Origin of the sequence: Actinocorallia sp. A-T 12471 (assembly GCF_033875155.1) — a bacterium.
Lineage (GTDB): Bacteria > Actinomycetota > Actinomycetes > Streptosporangiales > Streptosporangiaceae > Actinocorallia.
On sequence record NZ_JAWZTE010000006.1, the window covers coordinates 177,088 to 192,338 of the forward strand.

Here is a 15,251-nt window from a genome sequence, read left to right on the forward strand (position 1 = left end):
ATGGTCGAATGGGGGGATGGATCAGCGAATGCTGGGGAAGGTGCGGGCTCTGCTGCACAAGGCGGAGTCGACCGAGTTCCCCCGGGAGGCCGAGGCGCTCACCGCGCGGGCACAGGAGCTGATCGCGCGGCACAACCTCCACGCGGCCCTCCTCGAGGCCGAGCACGGCGGCGACGGCCACGGGCCCGGCGCCCGGGTCGTCGCCGTCGACCAGCCCTATGCCGCGCCGAAGGCGACGCTGCTGCACGTGGTGGCCGAGGCCAACCGGTGCCGGGCGGTCTGGCACCGCGAGCGCGGCGAGGCGACGGTGCTCGGCTACCCCGACGATCTCGCCGGGGTCGAGCTGCTGTTCACCTCGCTGCTGGTGCAGGCGACGTCGGCGATGGTCAGGGCGGGCTCGCGCACCGACGGCTTCGGCCGCTCGCGCACCCGCTCGTTCCGGCACGCGTTCCTTTCGGCGTACGCGCTGCGGATCGGCGAGCGGTTGAGCGAGGCGGCCGAGCAGGCCGTCGGCGAGAGCGACGCGCCTGGTCTCGGGCTTGTGCTCGCCTCGCGGGACGCGGCCGTCCAGCGGAGCGTGGCCGAGCGCTTCCCGCGGCTGCGGAGGTTCCGCGGCGGCGGGGCCTCCAACGCCGACGGGTGGGTGCACGGCCGCGCCGCGGCCGACCGTGCGGCGCTCGGCCACACCGCACTAGCATCGGACCATGAGTAACCGAGCGGATACCGAGCGCTTCCTTCGGGTGACGCTGGACCTGGTCGTGGAGGTCACCGACACCGACTCCCTGCGGGAGACGGCGCTGGCCGACCTCCGGCTCCGGCAGCCCGACCTCGCCGAGTTCGAGGAGCAGCACGACCAGATCACCGGCGACGAGACCGGCGCGTCGGCGCTGCGCTGGCTGATCAGCCCGGAGGCGGTGCTCGGCCTCGTCGACCGGATCGAGGAGATCGACCCGGTCGAGGCCATGTTGGAGATCAGTGAATCGGAGGGGATGTTGGAGCCGATCGACGAATAGCCGCCGGGTCAGCCCCGGCGCAGGTTCCAGACGGTCTTGGAGTACTCCTTGCCGTCCCGGACGGTCTGCCGGATCGTCAGCTTCTTGGCCGTGCAGGTGAACTTGGCGGCGCGGGGCACCACGCCCTCGTCAGCTCCGCTGCGGACGGCCTTGGCGACGCTGTGCTTCTGCGTCACCAGGCCCGCCTTGACGGTCAGGACCGCGTCGCCCTTGGCGGTCTTCGGCTTGCCCTTGATCGAGCCGCTCTTCGCGCCGGTGACGGTGTTGTCCATCCGGAGCGTCTTGGTGAGGGTCAGCGTCGCCTTGGTGGGCACGCCCTTCACCTTGCCGGAGCCGGTCAGCGGCTTGGAGCCGGTGAAGTTGTAGGTGGCCTTGCCGCTCTTGGCGAGGGTGAGCCTGATGCCCTTGCCGCCGCGCAGGTCGAACGCGAGGTCGGCGGTCCGGATCTCGGCGGTCGCCGAGGTCACCGTCCACTTGCCCGTCCAGCACTTCGCCGCGGCCGAGGCGGGCGCGCCGACCGCGGCGGCACCCGCCCATCCGACCGCCAAGACACCGAGCACCGCGATTGCACGCATGTGACCTTCTCCTCACAGGACTGACATTCCGGGGCACCCTAGAACAAAGCGTTTCGCCAGAGAAGGGGGATGGGACGATGGGCAGGTGAACGAACCTGAGCGGTTGATCGCCGCGGCTAAGGAGGCGCAGTTCAGCGGCGACATGCGCGCCTGGGACTCCGCGACGGCGCTGCTCGCCGCCGACGCCGCAGCCGACGGCGTCCTGCTCGCCGAGCTCAGGCGGGCACGCGCCGAGGCGGCGGGACGCGGCTGGACCGAAGACGACCTGCGCCGTCACCTGACCCGGTTCCGCTCCCCCGCGCACGCCGCGGTCCTTGACGCGTCGGCGCTCGGCGCGAGCGACCGCTTCGAGGCCGTCGGAAGGGTCGTCGAGGTGCTGTGCGCGCTGGCGCGGCTGCCGCGCCTCGCGGTGCTGACCAGGTCGGCGCGGCCCGACCACCCTGCGCTCGGCCGGATCAGGGCGCTGCTCGCCAAGGCCGAGTCCACGGGCTTCCCGGCCGAGGCCGAGGCGCTCGTGGCGCGGGCGCAGGCGCTGATGACCAGGCACAGCCTCGACCGTGCCGCGCTCGACGCCCCCGACGACGCCCCCACCGGCGTCCGGCTCGGCGTGGACGGCCCCTACGAGGAGGCCAAGGCGACCCTGCTGCACGTGGTCGCCGAGGCCAACCGCTGCCGCGCGGTGTGGCACGCCGAGCTCGGGTTCGCCACGGTCCTCGGATTCCCCGCCGATCTCGACGCGGTCGAGCTGCTGTACACGTCGCTGCTGGTCCAGGCCGACACGGCGATGCCGAAGAACGGCTCGCGGCGGGCGTTCCGGGAGAGTTTCCTCACCTCCTTCGCCCACCACATCGGCGAGCGGCTCCTCGCCGCGGCCGAGGCCGAGACGGCTACGGAGACGGATCTGCTGCCCGTCCTGTCCAGACGGGATGAAGAGGTGGACAGGGCAGTGGATAGGCTCTTTCCGGAACTCACCTCCGTCAGGTCGCGGCGGGTCCGCGACGCGGCGGGGTGGGCCGAGGGCAGGAAGGCAGCTCGTGAGGCCGACCTCGGCTGACCTCTTTTATGTGCCCGTTACCGCCATACGATCTAGGGTGACCGCGTGACGTCTGCCTCGACCTCCAGGTCCTTCTTCAAAGAACTCCCGTTCCTCGCGGTCACGGCGGTCGTGCTGGCCCTGCTGATCCGGACCTTCGTACTCCAGACGTTCTACATCCCCTCCGGCTCGATGGAGCGCACCCTGCACGGCTGTGAGGGCTGCACCCGCGACCGCGTCATCGTGGAGAAGGTCACCTACCTGTTCTCCGACCCCGACCCCGGCGACATCGTGGTCTTCCACGGGACCGGCGACTGGCCGCGCGAGGACCTGATCAAGCGGGTCATCGCCACCGCCGGGCAGACCGTCGAGTGCTGCGAGGAGGGCAAGGTCGTCGTCGACGGCGACCCGATCGACGAGCCCTACCTCTACCAGGACGACCACCGCGCGTTCGAGAAGGTCACCGTCCCCGACGGCATGCTGTGGGTGATGGGCGACCACAGGTCGGGCTCGTCGGACTCGCGTGACAACGGGTTCGTGCCGGTCGACTCCGTCGTGGGCCACGCGCGGCTGATCATCTGGCCGGTCACCCGCTGGGACTGGCTCTGACGACGGGGTGACGCCCACGGGGACGTCACCCGCTTGACGCCTCAGGCGGCCGGCCGTGGCTCCGCGACGCGTTCGGGGAAGAACCGGTCGAGCGCCCACCATCCGGCCGCGAGCGCGACCGCGGCCACCGCGAACGCGTTGAGCGCGTAAGGCGGCACCTCCCAGAACAGGCCCTGTACGGCGAGGCCGCAGTAGACGGCTCCGACGGTCAGGAGCGCGCCCACGACGGGCAGCCGGGGCAGGTGGCGGAAGGACAGGTCGATGGCGACGGCGCCGGCGAGCAGGAAGAGCGGCCACACCGAACGCGGGAAGTCGGCGACGTCGAGCAGCACTCCCGACACCGCCCGGTAGGCGAGGTATCCGGCGGTGATGCCGGTCGCGGTCCAGCGCAGGCCGGTGAAGCGGCGCGCGAGGACGAGGACGAGCATGACGCCGACGGCCGTCCACAGGGGGTAGACCCACTCCGAGACGGGCTGGGCGAACCGCTGGACCATGATGTCGTCGACGGGACGGCCCATCTGTTCGGCCGCGAACGCCAGAAGGCTCGGCTCGGCCTCGGGGTCGCCCGCGTGCCACGCCTTGAGCGCGTAGACGCCGTACTCCTGGTGGAGTGCGGGGAAGTGCCAGTTCTCCAGGAAGAAGGCGAAGAAGACCGCGCGGACCACCCCTGACGACCCGCGGATCACGCCGATCAGCATGAGCGCCGTGCCGATGTAGAGCAGCGCGTGGGACGGGCTCCACGCGGTGATGTCGAGGCCGTTGACGCGGTGGTTCACGAGGTCGATCGGAATCGCGATCATGAAGACCGCGGTGCCGATCTCCACGAACCGCTGGGCGATCCTGTCGAGGCCATAGCCGGTGTAGAAGTGGACGCCCACGAGGGCCAGCGCGAGCAGGGTTCCCGCGCTGTTCAGAAGGTGCGGGGGCGCGAAGTCGTCGCGCAGCCATTTGAAGTGCCAGGAGACGTCCCAGGACGAGCCCACCATTTTCAGGCTGAAAGCCACAATCCATAGGCGAAAGAGAAAATCTCTGAGGTCGCTGGGAGTCTCGCGACCAGGCTTTCCTCTGGTCAGTGTGCTGAGGGAGACCGGCGTGAACATGCGGGCAATAGTGCCGTTCGCCCGGCGTCGTGACAATGGTGAACCTTGCGGTGGGTCAAGGCGTCAGTCCTATGACCGAAGGCCCCCGCCGCGCGCCCGCGAGCGCGCCCCCCGCGGGGAGGTGTTGGCGCTGTCCCCCCGCATGACCTCCGCCGAGTTCCGCGCCGTCTACCAGGCGCTGCCCGCCGACTTGCAGAACCGTTTCAGCCGCCTCCAGCGCTATGTCCTTGTCGCCCTTGAATGCGAGGGATGTGTGCGCGTCGGCGTGCTCACCCGGCTCGCGCTCAGATCCGCGGCCGCCGGCGTGCTCGATGAGACGGCGACCGTCCTGTCCCTCGCGGAACTGACCCTGCGCGCCGAGCCGCACACCCACCCCGCCTCCGTGACGGCCCACAGGCCCCGTACGGCGCCGCGGAGGCGTCCCGTGCCGGTCACCGGCCGGATCGGGCGCTGGGTCGGGACGGGCCCGCTGACGGCCGCCACGGACGCGTCATGGAAGGACGGGTTCGGCGGAACCGGCTTCCTCACCACTGACGGCCGCTGGGGGTTCGGCGGCCACAGGATGACGCCGCAGGACCCGGTGGGGCCGTCGAAGATCCTCGTCACCGAGCTGCGCGCCGTCCGGCTACTGCTGTCCGTGGTCTCCCCGGGCACGCCGATGACCGTCCTTGTGGACAGCCGCGGCGCGCTCGACCTGCTGCGCAGGTGGCGGCGCGGGGACACGCGCGCGCTGCCCGCCGGGTGCGCGGCCCCCGACCTGCCGCCGCTCGCGCGCCTCGTCGCACGCGGCGACGGCCTGCGCTTCGAGCACGTCAAGGCGCACAGCGGCCACCTGCTCAACGAGGCGGCCGACGCGCTCGCCTCCATCGGGAGACGGCACGCGGCCGCCGAACTGGGCATCCGCGAGGCCGAGGAGCGCTCCGCCGGCCTCGTGGACTCCTTCCTGCGCAGCTGGAGCCAGGCGGCCCCGCTGTCGGCCTGACCTCAGGTCTCGGTCGGCACGTGCAGGAGGCCGAGCAGACGGCGGCGCAGCACGGCGAAGCCCTCCATGTCGACCGAGCGCGGATGGCCGAGGTCGACCTTGATCTCCTCGGCTATCCGCCCGCCGTCCAGGACGAGGAGCCTGTCGGCGAGCAAGAGCGCCTCGTCCACGTCGTGCGTGACGAGCAGGGCGGCGAAGCCGTGGGCCTCGTGCAGCCTCGCGAAGAGCGCCTGCATCTTCAGCCTTGTGAGCGCGTCGAGCGCGCCGAAGGGCTCGTCAAGGAGAAGGAGTTCAGGCTCGCGCACCAGCGCGCGCGCGAACGCGACGCGTTGGGACTGCCCGCCGGACAGCTCAGAAGGCCACGCCTTGCCGCGTTCGGCAAGGCCGACCTCCTCCAACGCCGTCGCGGCGCGCTGTTTGGCGTCCTTGCCGCGCACGCCCAGGGCGACGTTGTCCACGACCCGCTTCCACGGCAGCAGGCGGTGTTCCTGGAAGACGACGGCCTTGGAGCCCGAGGTGTGCACCTCTCCTTCGGCGTCCTCGTCCAGTCCCGCCAGCACGCGCAGAAGCGTGCTCTTCCCCGAGCCGCTCGCGCCGAGCAAGGCGACGATCTCCCCCGGCTCCACGAACAGGTCGACGCCTCCGAGCACGACGGCGTCGCCGAACGCGCGCCGGACGCCCGTCGCCGCTACGACGCCTGAAGGCCGCGCCTCCATGCGAGGGCCCTCCTTTCCGCGGTGCGCAGCAGAAGGTCCGAGAGCAGACCGAGCGACGCGTACACGAGCAGGCCGAGCACCACGATCTCGGTCTGGCTGAAGTCGCGCGCCTCCATCATCATGAAGCCGATGCCGCTGACCCCGTTGACCTGCTCGCCGACGACGAGGCTCAGCCACCCCGCCGCGAACGCGAGCCGCAGCCCGAGGAACAGCGACGGCATCGCCCCGGGCAGGATGACGTGCCTGACCCGCTCAAGCGCGCTGAGCCCGCAGGTACGCGCCGCCTCCACGAGCCGTTCGTCGATGTCGCGGATGCCCGCGTAGGTGTTGAGGTAGATCGGGAAGAACGCGCCGAGCGCGACGAGCGAGACCTTCAGGGACTCCCCGATGCCGACCCAGATGATGAGCAGCGGCACGAGGCCGAGGTGGGGAAGCATCCGCGCGGCCTGGACGACGGGGTCGACGAGGTCGTCCCCGATCCGCAGCAGTCCGGCGACGGAGCCGAGGATCAGCGCGAGGGTCCCGCCGATGAGCAGGCCGGTGAAAGCGCGCTGGAGCGATTCCATGAGGTGCAGGCCGAGCGTGCCGTCCAGGGAGAGCCGCCACGCCGCCGCGAGCACCTCGCTCGGCGGGGACAGCTTCTCGTGCGGGAGGACGCCTACACGCGAGGCGCCCTCCCACACGGCGACGAGCACGACCGGCGTGATCAGTCGCCTGGCCTTCATCACTTCAACAGGTCCGTGAACCGGTCGTCGATGCGGGACTTCATGTCGACCTTCGTCGGGATCAGTTCGAGCGTGGTGAACCCGTCGGCGATCTCCTGGAGCTCGTCGCCGATGGCGGGGGTCACCGGGGCGAGCGGCTTGGCGCTGCGCTCAAGCGCGCGGGCGGCGACGTCCTCGGGGATCTTCAGCTCGGGCGCGAGCAGCTTGACGCGCTCGGCGGGGTTGGCGATGCCCCAGTCGGTGACCTCGCGGTAGGTCTTGACGAACTCGCGGATCAGGTCGCCCTTCTCCTCGAGCGCCTTGGGCGAGGCGAGCAGGTACTCGCGGTTGTTGGCCAGGCCCGTCGCGTCGGCGAGGACCTTGACGCCCTCGTACTGTGCGAGGGAGAAGTACGGGTCCCAGATGATCCAGGCGTCGACCTGGTCGTTGTCGAACGCCGGGCGCGCCTCGGCGGGCTTGAGGTACTGGACCTCGATGTCCTCGATCTTGAGGCCGTTGGCCTCGAGCAGCTTCACCAGGAGCCAGTTGACGTTCGAGCCCTTGTTCAGGGCGACCTTCTTGCCCTTGAGGTCCTTGAACGAGGTGAACCCGCTCTTCTCCTTGACCAGGACGGCCTCGCCCTGCGGAACGGGCTCCGACGTCGCGATGATCTTGAAGTCGGTCTGCCCTGCGGCGGCGAAGATCGGCGGGGCCTCGCCGGTCTGGCCGATGTCGATCGCGCCGGCCTTCAGCGCCTCGGTGAGCGCGGGGCCGCTCTCGAACAGCGACCACTGGGCGTCGGCTGCCTCGCCCTTGGCCTTGACCAGGCTCTGGCCGCCGAACCTCTGGTAGCCGATCTTGAGTTGCTGGGCGCCCGCCTCGGTTTCGTCACCTCCTCCGCAGGCGGTGGTGAGGCTGCCCAGGAGGGCGAGCACGCCAAGGACTGTGGTGAAGCGGCGGCGCATGGGGGGCTCCTTGTGGGAACGCTGCAATTGCGCCGCACACTATCCGTATAACCTACCGTTTGTATAGGTTTAGTTGGCTTTAACCGAGGCGTCCCGGGTCGAGCGCAGCAGCGTCGCGACGATGCCGGTCTGGAGCGCGAGCTCGCCGAGGTTGCTGATCCAGAAGTGGGCGAAACCCACTCCCGCCGCGACGAACATCGTCACCGCCCCCGCGAACAACCAGGGGAAACCCGCCTTGCGCCAGACGACGGCGCCGACCACGCCGAGCACCACGATCGTCGCGATCGCGGCGAGCGGCGGGCCGCCGGGCTCGGCGTGGACGTAGCGGAGCGCGTCGGCATAGGTCTCCGGCTTCAGGTGCAGGCCGAACGCCTCGGTGACGAGACCGACCACCACGAGCGCCGCCGCGAGCACCCCGGCCCCGGCGAGCAGCGGCGTGCCGACGGAGACGCCGAGCCTGCGCGCGAGGACGGCCCCCACCACGATGAGCAGCGGCGTGAACAGGGCGTGGATCCAGTACCTGGGCACGTTGACTGCCTCAAGGGCGTCCCCGTATCCGAGGACCGTGCCTACGGCGATGGCCCCGTTGTCGTAGGCGAGTCCCACAGTGAGGACGGCGAGAGCGATTCCGACGGGGGTGCGCGTACGCGCCGCGACGACGGCGAGGGCAAGGAGGCAGACACAGACGACGGCCATCAGGACGGAGACCATGGATCACCCAATGTTTCCTTGAATGAAACGGTGTATCCATCCGGACCCTAGGCGGACGCGGCCCGCGCAGGCAAGCCCCTAGCCTCCCGCGACCGGCGGTTTCAGCACCGGCCACCACGCGAGGAGATCGTCCGGGTGGTAGGTCGCGTCGAGGGTGAGCAGGCCGGGGACCTCGGGGTGCCGGCGTCCTTCCGGCCACTGCCCCGGCCGGGACAGCGGATCGAGCACGAGCACGCGCGTGTCGCCGAGCAGGGGGATGTCGGCCGGGACCCCCTCGTTCCACACCGCCTCGCCGTGCGCGTCGGCGAGGTCCCACCAGCCCTCGACCTGCGGCAGGGCGGCGTCGGCGGCCCCGTCGGAGAAGGCCGCGACCCAGCCCGGATGCGGCGGGCGGCCCAGCAGGTCGACGCCCACGAGCAGCCCGGCAAGCAGCGTGTGGAGCTGGAAGTTGTCCGTGACGCCCCGCATCGTCACCGTCCACCCCTGCCTTGACGGCCTGTGCAGCACGAGCAGCGGCTCGCCGTCCAGCACCCTGCGCAGCTCCTGGACGTCGCGCAGCTCCGCGCAGTGCGCGACCGCTCGGTCGACCGCCTCGTCGAAGTCGGCGACCGCCGCGCGCGTCGCCGGGGAGTGCAGCAGCAGCGCCAGCGCGCCCCGCGTGAACTGCGGCAGCGCGTACCAGCACTGCATCGAGATCTTCGCCCGGTCGCCCATCAGCCGCACGGTCCGCTCCCAGATCTGCGGGGACGGCCCGGCCGACGCGGGCGGCGGCCGGCCCTCCCACGCCTCGGCGAACGCCACGGCGCCCGCCGCGACCCCTCCGAGCCTCGCCACGAGGGGGATGCCGTCGGCGTCCGCGCCGCGCTCGGCGAACGCCCCGGCCAGCACCGCGAGCCAGCCTCCCCTGGCGGGCAGCACCTCGGCCGAGGCGTCGATGAGGAGGTTGGCCGACGCCGTCAGCTCGTCCTTGGCGGCGTCGGGGGCCAGGCGCATGGCGGCCTCGAGGCGCTCCCGGAAGTCCGGCGCGCCGTCGCGCGCGGCCACGGCGAGCGAACGGCAGGCACCCAGCAGCATGACGGCTCCACGGGGAAGCTAAGGCGGATCGGCCGCTCCGACACGGCCCATCCACGGGTGACAGCGTTGCCCAGACGCTGTTCGGACGCTGCTCGGATGTTACGTCAGAGGCGGCGTCCGACGCCGGGTACAGCCGAAACCCCCAGCTCAGCGCCCCTTCGAACCCTGGGATCTCCCCTGTCTGGAATCCGAGTTGGCACTACCCTTCACCATCGCCTAAGCTTTTCCACGTTGCCCCGGAGCGAAGCGCAAAGCCCCGGGAGCAGCACCAAGGTCCTGTGGAGCAGTTGGAGTGCTCGCCACCCTGTCAAGGTGGAGGTCGCGGGTTCAAGTCCCGTCAGGACCGCTTTCCCATATCACGGCCAGGTAGCTCAGTTGGTACGAGCGACCGCCTGAAAAGCGGTAGGTCGGCGGTTCGACCCCGCCCCTGGCCACCAGCTCAGAGGCCCAGTCCGATTCACTCGGACTGGGCTTCTTGCTTTGTGGGGGGGATCACGGGATTGGTTGGGGAATGAGGTTTATTGGGCTTTGTGGCGGGTTTGGGTGGTTCGGGGGTGACGGGTCGGGCAATGGGACTGGAAAGAGATGTTCCGTCTCACGTGGAGGTGAGTGATGGCCCGGGAGTCGAGGGATCAGGGCCTGCCGGAGGAGAGGGAGAACGTTCCGGGGGGTGGCGACAGGGCTCGGCGCGGGGGTGCGGGCGTCGCGCGGACGGGGTCGAGCGCGACGCTGAGCGGGGCGCACACGATCGACGAGGAGTACTACAACCTGCCGCGCGCGCACGGGAATCCGCACGGGAAGGCGTCGTCGTGGGTGGTCGTCATCACCGCGATCGTCGCGCTGATCGTCGGGGCCGTCGCCTTCGTCATGAACGCGTGGATCCTGATGTGGATCTGCGTGGCGGTGGCCGTCTTGTGCATCCCCGCCGGACTCGCGGTGAAGATCATGGACGACACCGTCAGCTGGGGCGCGCCCACGCCGGGCAGCATCCCGCGCGGTGAGATCATCCGCGGCGCGAACCGCATCCACGACCGCGACCAGCACGCCGAGCGCGAGGCGCGCGACGCGGAGCGCGAGCAGGTCGAGCAGCGCCGCTGACCCTCCGCCGATCTCGGGGCCCCGCCGCACGCGCGCGGGGCCTCAGGTCTTTCTCTGGGCCGTGCAGGGCGGCTGGTGGCACGTCGTCTGACGCTGGTCGGACAGTGCCTGGCAGGCCCGGCAGGAGTAGGTGCGGTGCCCGCCCGTCGCGGGCGAGCACCGGCACGGCCGCCAGCCCACGAGCACACGGCCGGGGCCGAGCCGGTGACCGTACGGACAGGTCACCGGAGACCCCTCGGCCCATGACGTTTCCATGGCCTCCAAGCTTATCGAACACTGATTCGAAAGCTGAAAGCCGGGGCCGCCTCCGATCAGAACGTGACGGACTCGCCCACACCGAGCCTGACATACTCCGCGCCGATCAGCCCGCCGAGGATCGTGTCGGTCACGTTGGTCCCGATGTCGCTGAGCAGCGCGTCATGGATCGGGTGGACGCGACCAGGCCCGATCTCGTTGATGAAGTCGGCGGCCTCGCCGAGCTTCAGCCATGGCGCGCTCACCGGCGCGAGCAGCGTCGAGACCGGCGCGTCCGGGACGGTCAGCGCGTCGCCGGGGTGGAAGACCCCGTCCACGAGGTAGCCGACGTTCTCGATGACCGGGATCTTCCGGTGGATCACCGCGTGCTCCTCGCCCACGACCGCGAACGAAAGCCCGGCCGCCTCGACGACGTCGCCGTTGCGCACTGCGGTGAAGGCGAGGTCGCCCAGCGGCTCGGCGAGCGACGGCGGTCCGTAGATGGCGAGGTCGGGGCGCTTGCGGCGCAGTTCCCTGAGCGCGTCGGGCTGGAGGTGGTCGAAGTGCAGGTGGGTGATCAGGACGGCGTCGGCGTCGGCGAGCGGGTCCGTGCCGGAGAACGCGCCGGGGTCGACCACGACCCTCCCCTCGGGCGTCTCGAACCGGACACAGGCGTGGGCGAATCGGGTCAGCTGCATGGCCCCATCATCACCAACCGCCCCGCGTCGCGCACATCCGCCCTGGCCATGACGCACCCGACGGCTGACGTACACACCCAGCGATTAAGTACAAAAGCGGATGTTCGGCACGGGTCGCCGAAAGCCATCATGCGGGCATGGACCACACGACCGGCCCCCCGCCCGGCCCCCCGCCCGCGTGCCCGAACTGCGGCGCACCCGTCGCAGACCCCGCCGCCACCCACTGCGCCCTGGTGTACTGCAAGGCTCCCCTCACCGGACCCGTCGCCGACGAACTCGCCGCCCTGCGCGCGCGGATCGCCGTGCTGGACGCCGAGGAGCACGCCCTGCGCGGGCGGCTCATGGAGATCGGGCAGCGCCGCGCGGCCCTGTGGGCGCAGCGGGCAGGGCTGCTGAGCGGGCCGCGTCCGGAACTCGGCCGGCGCAGCGTGCGCGATCTGCTGCTCGTCGTCGGCGTCGGGCTCGTCGGAATCGCCGCGCTCGTCTTCACCGTGGTCAGCTGGGGGACGCTCGGCCCCGGCGCGCGGGCCGCGGTGCTCACCGTGCTCGCGGGCGTCGCGCTTGCGCTGCCGTGGCCGCTCGCCAGGCGCGGCGTCGGCGCGACCGCCGAGTCGGCGGCCGGCGTCGGCCTGCTGCTGACCCTCCTCGAGTGCTACGCGGTCTACCAGGCCGTCGAACGCGTCGACCTCGCATGGTTCCTCGCCATAAGCGCGCTGGCGATCACCGTGCTCTGGGCCGTCTATGCGCGCTGGGCTCCGGTGCGGCTTCCCGCGGTCGCGGCGGTGGTCTCCGCGCTGTTCCCCGCGCCGCTGCTCGTCGCCGCGCTGGACGGCGGACCGCTCGCGCAGACCGCCGCGTTCCTCACCAACGCCCTCGCCGTGTTCCTCCTGACCCGGTTCGACGTGCCCGTACACGTCCGTCACACGGCGATCGTCACCGCGTCGGTCTCCTTCGTCGTCGTCTTCGGACTCCTCCTTGCCCAGGGGCTCTTCGAGGTCGACGGGAACGTCGCGGCGACGCTGGAACTGCTCCCGTTCCTTGTCGCGGCCGTAGTGCTCGCGTCCTTGTGGACCTCGCGGATCCACCCGTTCTACGCGCTCCCCGGGGCCGCGTTCTTTGTCCTCGCCCTCTTCCTGCCGCTGGCGAATCTCGCCTTCCGCGAGGACGTCCCGACGGCGCTCGCGCTGGCCGCCCTCCCGCCGCTGGCTCTGGCCGTCCTGCGGCCCCCGTTCATGCCCGACGTCCTGCGCGGCGTCTTCGGCACGGCTTCCGAAACCGGGACATCGGCGTTCAGGATGGTCGCTTGGCTCTGCCTCGGCGGCGTCGGCGTCCTCGCTCTCACCGACGTCGTGCCAGTCCTGCTGTCACGGCACGAGATCGCCTCCGGATGGACGCCCGTGCACCTCACGGCCGTCGCCGCGGGCCTCGCCCTGCAACGGCTGCCTTACGCCGCCGCGGTCGTCCTCGCCGCCGGAGCCGCCGCGATCCCCTCGGCCGCCGGGTTCGGCGCGGTCACGACCGCGCTGTGGTTCGCCGCCCTGTTCCTCGCCCTGCTCGCCGGGGCCATGCTGAGCCGCGGCAAGGGGTTCGGCGAGGGCGCGGCGGTGCTCGTCGCCGCCTGGACGGCGGTCGAGCACGCGGCCCCCGACCTCGCGCTCCCCGTGACGGCCGGGACGTTCCTCGCCATGGCCGCCGCCTCGGCCCGTGCCCGCACCCCCGTCGTCCGGGTCATGACGGGCGTCGGCGCGGTCATCTGGTCAGGGGTGACCGCGCACTACGCGTCCGAAGCCGCAGGCCGGGACGCCCCCGTGGAGGCGCTCACCCTTCCCGTCGCCGTGGGAGCCCTCCTCCTCGGCCACGTCTGGCGCGCGTCCCTGTCCTCCTCATGGCTGGCCTACGGCCCCGGCCTCTCCTTCGCGCTCCTTCCGACGCTCGTCCTTCTGCTCGACGACCCCGGCCTCACCCGTCCGCTGCTCCTTGGCGCGGGTTCCCTCGCCGTCCTGCTGGCAGGCATAAGGCTGCGGCTTCAGGCCCCCGCGGTCTACGGCGCGGTGTTCCTCGTGCTCGACGCCGCCGAAATCGCCGCGCCCTACGCCCTCCGGGTCTGGGAGGCGGTCCCGCAGTGGCTGCCGATCGGGGCCGTCGGCATCCTGCTCCTCGTCGTCGGCGGCACCTACGAGCGGCACCTGGCACGCGCCAGAAGGCTCAGCGCCTCTCTCGGCGCGATGCGCTGACGTCAGGACGGACGGGGCACGGCCCGCGCGCCGTAGGGCAGCGGATCGTGCTCCTTGCCCGTGCCGCCGCACATCCGGCACGGCTCGTCCACCCGCACCCACCCGATGACGCCGTCGGCCGCACGGTGCGGCATCTCGGGCCGCCACCAGCCCGTGCCATGACAGAACCGGCACGGCAGGTCGGAGCGGTCACACCAGGCGCAAGCCTCAAGGCCACACCTGTCGGGAATCACCGGCACCGCCCGGTGCCATCGCAGACATGGCAGTTCTCAACGCTGTCCACCCAGACGACGGTTCCGTCCGGCTCCCGTCTCGGCCGCTCATAGGTGACCTTGCCGGTTCCCGCGCAGTGCCCGCAGGGCGGCGGTTCTGAGTCCCTTGCCACGCACACCCCCAAGGTCACGGAACGGACGGGTCAAGCATGACCGCCCGATCCGCGCACGTCCACCAGCCCGGGGCACGGGGTCGCCGAGCGGCCTGGGAGAATCGGTGACCGTGTACGACTCCCTGTTCTCCCTGGTCTTCCGCCGCATCGACCCCGAGCGCGTCCATCACCTGACGATCCGGGCGCTGCGCGTCATCGGCGCGGTGCCGGGGCTCGCCGCGCTGCTGCGGCGGCTGCTCGGCCCCCAGGGCCCGACGGTCCGGGCCTTCGGCCTCGACTTTCCCGGCCCGCTCGGGCTCGCCGCGGGCTTCGACAAGGACGCGGTCGCCTACGAGGCGCTCGGCGCGTTCGGGTTCAGCCACGTCGAGATCGGCACGGTCACCGGGGAGGCGCAGCCGGGCAACCCGCGCAAGCGCCTGTTCCGCCTCACCGCCGACAGGGCGATCATCAACCGGATGGGCTTCAACAACGGCGGCGCGGCGGCGGCCGCGCCCCGGCTGAGGCGGCCGCGCAAGGCGATCGTCGGGGTGAACATCGGCAAGACCAAGGCCGTCCCCGAGGAGGAGGCCGCGGCGGACTACGTGAAGTCCACAAGGCTGCTCTCGCCGCTCGCCGACTACCTCGTGGTGAACGTCAGCTCGCCCAACACCCCGGGGCTGCGCGACCTGCAGACCGTCGACAAGCTCAGGCCGCTGCTGGCCGCGGTCCAGGAGGCCAAGGGCACGACCCCGCTGCTGGTGAAGATCGCGCCCGACCTCGCCGACGAGGACGTCGACGCCGTCGCCGACCTCGCGCTCGACCTCGGACTCGACGGGATCATCGCCACCAACACCACGATCGGCCGCGACGGCCTGCGCAGCGACCCGTCGCTCACCGCCGAGACCGGCGGCCTGTCCGGCGCGCCGCTCAAGGCGCGCTCCCTCGAGGTGCTGAAGCGCCTCAAGGCGCGCACCGGCGACAGGCTCACGCTCATCTCGGTCGGCGGCGTCGAAACCGCCGACGACGTCCGCGAGCGGATCGCGGCGGGGGCGACCCTCGTCCAGGGCTACACCGCGATGATCTACGGCGGCCCGCTGTGGGCGTACCGGATCAACCGGGAGCTGGCCGGGCGGCCCTGACG

The 15,251-nt window shown here is 71.4% G+C and carries 17 protein-coding genes and 2 tRNA genes; 10 read left to right on the forward strand and 9 right to left on the reverse strand.

From position 1 onward, the window contains the following. The first annotated feature begins 16 nt into the window (after window positions 1–16). Window positions 17–712, forward strand: a complete 696-nt coding sequence (locus R9X44_RS18900; RefSeq protein ID WP_319815517.1) for a DUF2786 domain-containing protein — start codon at window positions 17–19, stop codon at window positions 710–712. Next, on the forward strand, window positions 705–1,013 hold the full coding sequence (locus tag R9X44_RS18905; RefSeq protein ID WP_319815518.1) for a hypothetical protein: 309 nt from the start codon (window positions 705–707) through the stop codon (window positions 1,011–1,013). Before R9X44_RS18900 ends, R9X44_RS18905 begins: the two co-directional genes overlap by 8 nt. An 8-nt stretch (window positions 1,014–1,021) precedes the next feature. Here R9X44_RS18905 and R9X44_RS18910 read toward each other — a convergent pair whose 3' ends face one another. Further along, the gene (locus R9X44_RS18910; protein ID WP_319815519.1) at window positions 1,022–1,588 is read right to left on the reverse strand and encodes a hypothetical protein; all 567 of its coding nucleotides are present in this window, start codon (window positions 1,586–1,588) and stop codon (window positions 1,022–1,024) included. An 85-nt stretch (window positions 1,589–1,673) separates the two neighbouring features. On the opposite strand from R9X44_RS18910, the gene R9X44_RS18915 reads away from it, so the two are divergent. Together R9X44_RS18915 and lepB are read left to right on the forward strand one after the other, a co-directional pair. Further along, complete coding sequence (locus tag R9X44_RS18915; protein ID WP_319815520.1) at window positions 1,674–2,642, forward strand: DUF2786 domain-containing protein; 969 nt, start codon at window positions 1,674–1,676, stop codon at window positions 2,640–2,642. Window positions 2,643–2,687: 45 nt separating this feature from the next. Further along, the gene (gene lepB / locus R9X44_RS18920; RefSeq protein WP_319815521.1) at window positions 2,688–3,230 is read left to right on the forward strand and encodes a signal peptidase I; all 543 of its coding nucleotides are present in this window, start codon (window positions 2,688–2,690) and stop codon (window positions 3,228–3,230) included. 41 nt (window positions 3,231–3,271) lie between these two features. Here the strand turns inward: lepB and R9X44_RS18925 are convergent, their stop codons facing one another. Continuing rightward, window positions 3,272–4,234, reverse strand: coding sequence for a hypothetical protein (locus tag R9X44_RS18925; protein ID WP_319815522.1), 963 nt, complete (start codon window positions 4,232–4,234; stop codon window positions 3,272–3,274). A gap of 238 nt (window positions 4,235–4,472) precedes the next feature. On the opposite strand from R9X44_RS18925, the gene R9X44_RS18930 reads away from it, so the two are divergent. Then, the gene (locus R9X44_RS18930; RefSeq protein ID WP_319815523.1) at window positions 4,473–5,312 is read left to right on the forward strand and encodes a ribonuclease HI; all 840 of its coding nucleotides are present in this window, start codon (window positions 4,473–4,475) and stop codon (window positions 5,310–5,312) included. A gap of 2 nt (window positions 5,313–5,314) precedes the next feature. Here R9X44_RS18930 and R9X44_RS18935 read toward each other — a convergent pair whose 3' ends face one another. The 5 genes from R9X44_RS18935 to R9X44_RS18955 all read right to left on the reverse strand — a co-directional run bounded on the left by R9X44_RS18935 (window position 5,315) and on the right by R9X44_RS18955 (window position 9,482). Then, window positions 5,315–6,028: an ABC transporter ATP-binding protein gene (locus R9X44_RS18935; RefSeq protein WP_319815524.1), complete on the reverse strand. Its 714-nt coding sequence runs from the start codon at window positions 6,026–6,028 to the stop codon at window positions 5,315–5,317. Further along, entirely contained in the window at window positions 6,001–6,753 is a 753-nt protein-coding gene (locus tag R9X44_RS18940) for an ABC transporter permease (RefSeq protein WP_319815525.1), read from the reverse strand. The genes R9X44_RS18935 and R9X44_RS18940 overlap by 28 nt, the downstream gene beginning before the upstream one ends. Next, entirely contained in the window at window positions 6,753–7,697 is a 945-nt protein-coding gene (locus R9X44_RS18945; RefSeq protein WP_319815526.1) for an aliphatic sulfonate ABC transporter substrate-binding protein, read from the reverse strand. The genes R9X44_RS18940 and R9X44_RS18945 overlap by 1 nt, the downstream gene beginning before the upstream one ends. Window positions 7,698–7,766: 69 nt before the next feature. Next, a complete protein-coding gene (locus R9X44_RS18950; protein WP_319815527.1) occupies window positions 7,767–8,408 on the reverse strand; it encodes a hypothetical protein in 642 nt (213 codons plus the stop codon). Between the two features lie 78 nt (window positions 8,409–8,486). Then, window positions 8,487–9,482 carry a hypothetical protein gene (locus R9X44_RS18955; RefSeq protein ID WP_319815528.1) on the reverse strand — a complete coding sequence of 332 codons (996 nt, stop codon included), beginning with the start codon at window positions 9,480–9,482 and terminating at the stop codon, window positions 8,487–8,489. Window positions 9,483–9,754: 272 nt separating this feature from the next. Here R9X44_RS18955 and R9X44_RS18960 point away from each other — a divergent pair. The 3 genes from R9X44_RS18960 (at window position 9,755) to R9X44_RS18970 (ending at window position 10,580) form a co-directional block, all read left to right on the forward strand. After that, window positions 9,755–9,828: transfer RNA gene (locus R9X44_RS18960), tRNA-Asp, on the forward strand. A gap of 14 nt (window positions 9,829–9,842) precedes the next feature. After that, a tRNA-Phe gene (locus R9X44_RS18965) sits at window positions 9,843–9,919 on the forward strand. A 175-nt stretch (window positions 9,920–10,094) separates the two neighbouring features. Further along, a complete protein-coding gene (locus R9X44_RS18970; protein WP_319815529.1) occupies window positions 10,095–10,580 on the forward strand; it encodes a hypothetical protein in 486 nt (161 codons plus the stop codon). A gap of 311 nt (window positions 10,581–10,891) precedes the next feature. On the opposite strand, the gene R9X44_RS18975 is transcribed toward R9X44_RS18970, so the two are convergent. Then, window positions 10,892–11,512, reverse strand: coding sequence for an MBL fold metallo-hydrolase (locus tag R9X44_RS18975; protein ID WP_319815530.1), 621 nt, complete (start codon window positions 11,510–11,512; stop codon window positions 10,892–10,894). Window positions 11,513–11,649: 137 nt separating this feature from the next. Between R9X44_RS18975 and R9X44_RS18980 the strand changes: the two genes are divergently transcribed. Then, on the forward strand, window positions 11,650–13,746 hold the full coding sequence (locus R9X44_RS18980; RefSeq protein WP_319815531.1) for an SCO7613 C-terminal domain-containing membrane protein: 2,097 nt from the start codon (window positions 11,650–11,652) through the stop codon (window positions 13,744–13,746). Between the two features lie 2 nt (window positions 13,747–13,748). Here R9X44_RS18980 and R9X44_RS18985 read toward each other — a convergent pair whose 3' ends face one another. Next, window positions 13,749–13,880 carry a hypothetical protein gene (locus R9X44_RS18985; RefSeq protein WP_319815532.1) on the reverse strand — a complete coding sequence of 44 codons (132 nt, stop codon included), beginning with the start codon at window positions 13,878–13,880 and terminating at the stop codon, window positions 13,749–13,751. Window positions 13,881–14,241: 361 nt separating this feature from the next. Between R9X44_RS18985 and R9X44_RS18990 the strand changes: the two genes are divergently transcribed. After that, complete coding sequence (locus R9X44_RS18990; protein ID WP_319815780.1) at window positions 14,242–15,249, forward strand: quinone-dependent dihydroorotate dehydrogenase; 1,008 nt, start codon at window positions 14,242–14,244, stop codon at window positions 15,247–15,249. Window positions 15,250–15,251: the final 2 nt, after the last annotated feature.

Excerpts from the sequence above, each read along its gene's own strand:
- R9X44_RS18900 (WP_319815517.1), top strand. The coding sequence starts at position 17 with ATGGATCAGCGAATGCTGGGGAAGGTGCGGGCTCTGCTGCACAAGGCG.
- R9X44_RS18905 (WP_319815518.1), top strand. The coding sequence starts at position 705 with ATGAGTAACCGAGCGGATACCGAGCGCTTCCTTCGGGTGACGCTGGAC.
- R9X44_RS18910 (WP_319815519.1), bottom strand. The coding sequence starts at position 1,588 with ATGCGTGCAATCGCGGTGCTCGGTGTCTTGGCGGTCGGATGGGCGGGT.
- R9X44_RS18930 (WP_319815523.1), top strand. The coding sequence starts at position 4,473 with ATGACCTCCGCCGAGTTCCGCGCCGTCTACCAGGCGCTGCCCGCCGAC.
- R9X44_RS18935 (WP_319815524.1), bottom strand. The coding sequence starts at position 6,028 with ATGGAGGCGCGGCCTTCAGGCGTCGTAGCGGCGACGGGCGTCCGGCGC.
- R9X44_RS18940 (WP_319815525.1), bottom strand. The coding sequence starts at position 6,753 with ATGAAGGCCAGGCGACTGATCACGCCGGTCGTGCTCGTCGCCGTGTGG.
- R9X44_RS18945 (WP_319815526.1), bottom strand. The coding sequence starts at position 7,697 with ATGCGCCGCCGCTTCACCACAGTCCTTGGCGTGCTCGCCCTCCTGGGC.
- R9X44_RS18950 (WP_319815527.1), bottom strand. The coding sequence starts at position 8,408 with ATGGTCTCCGTCCTGATGGCCGTCGTCTGTGTCTGCCTCCTTGCCCTC.
- R9X44_RS18955 (WP_319815528.1), bottom strand. The coding sequence starts at position 9,482 with ATGCTGCTGGGTGCCTGCCGTTCGCTCGCCGTGGCCGCGCGCGACGGC.
- R9X44_RS18970 (WP_319815529.1), top strand. The coding sequence starts at position 10,095 with ATGGCCCGGGAGTCGAGGGATCAGGGCCTGCCGGAGGAGAGGGAGAAC.
- R9X44_RS18975 (WP_319815530.1), bottom strand. The coding sequence starts at position 11,512 with ATGCAGCTGACCCGATTCGCCCACGCCTGTGTCCGGTTCGAGACGCCC.
- R9X44_RS18980 (WP_319815531.1), top strand. The coding sequence starts at position 11,650 with ATGGACCACACGACCGGCCCCCCGCCCGGCCCCCCGCCCGCGTGCCCG.
- R9X44_RS18985 (WP_319815532.1), bottom strand. The coding sequence starts at position 13,880 with ATGCCGCACCGTGCGGCCGACGGCGTCATCGGGTGGGTGCGGGTGGAC.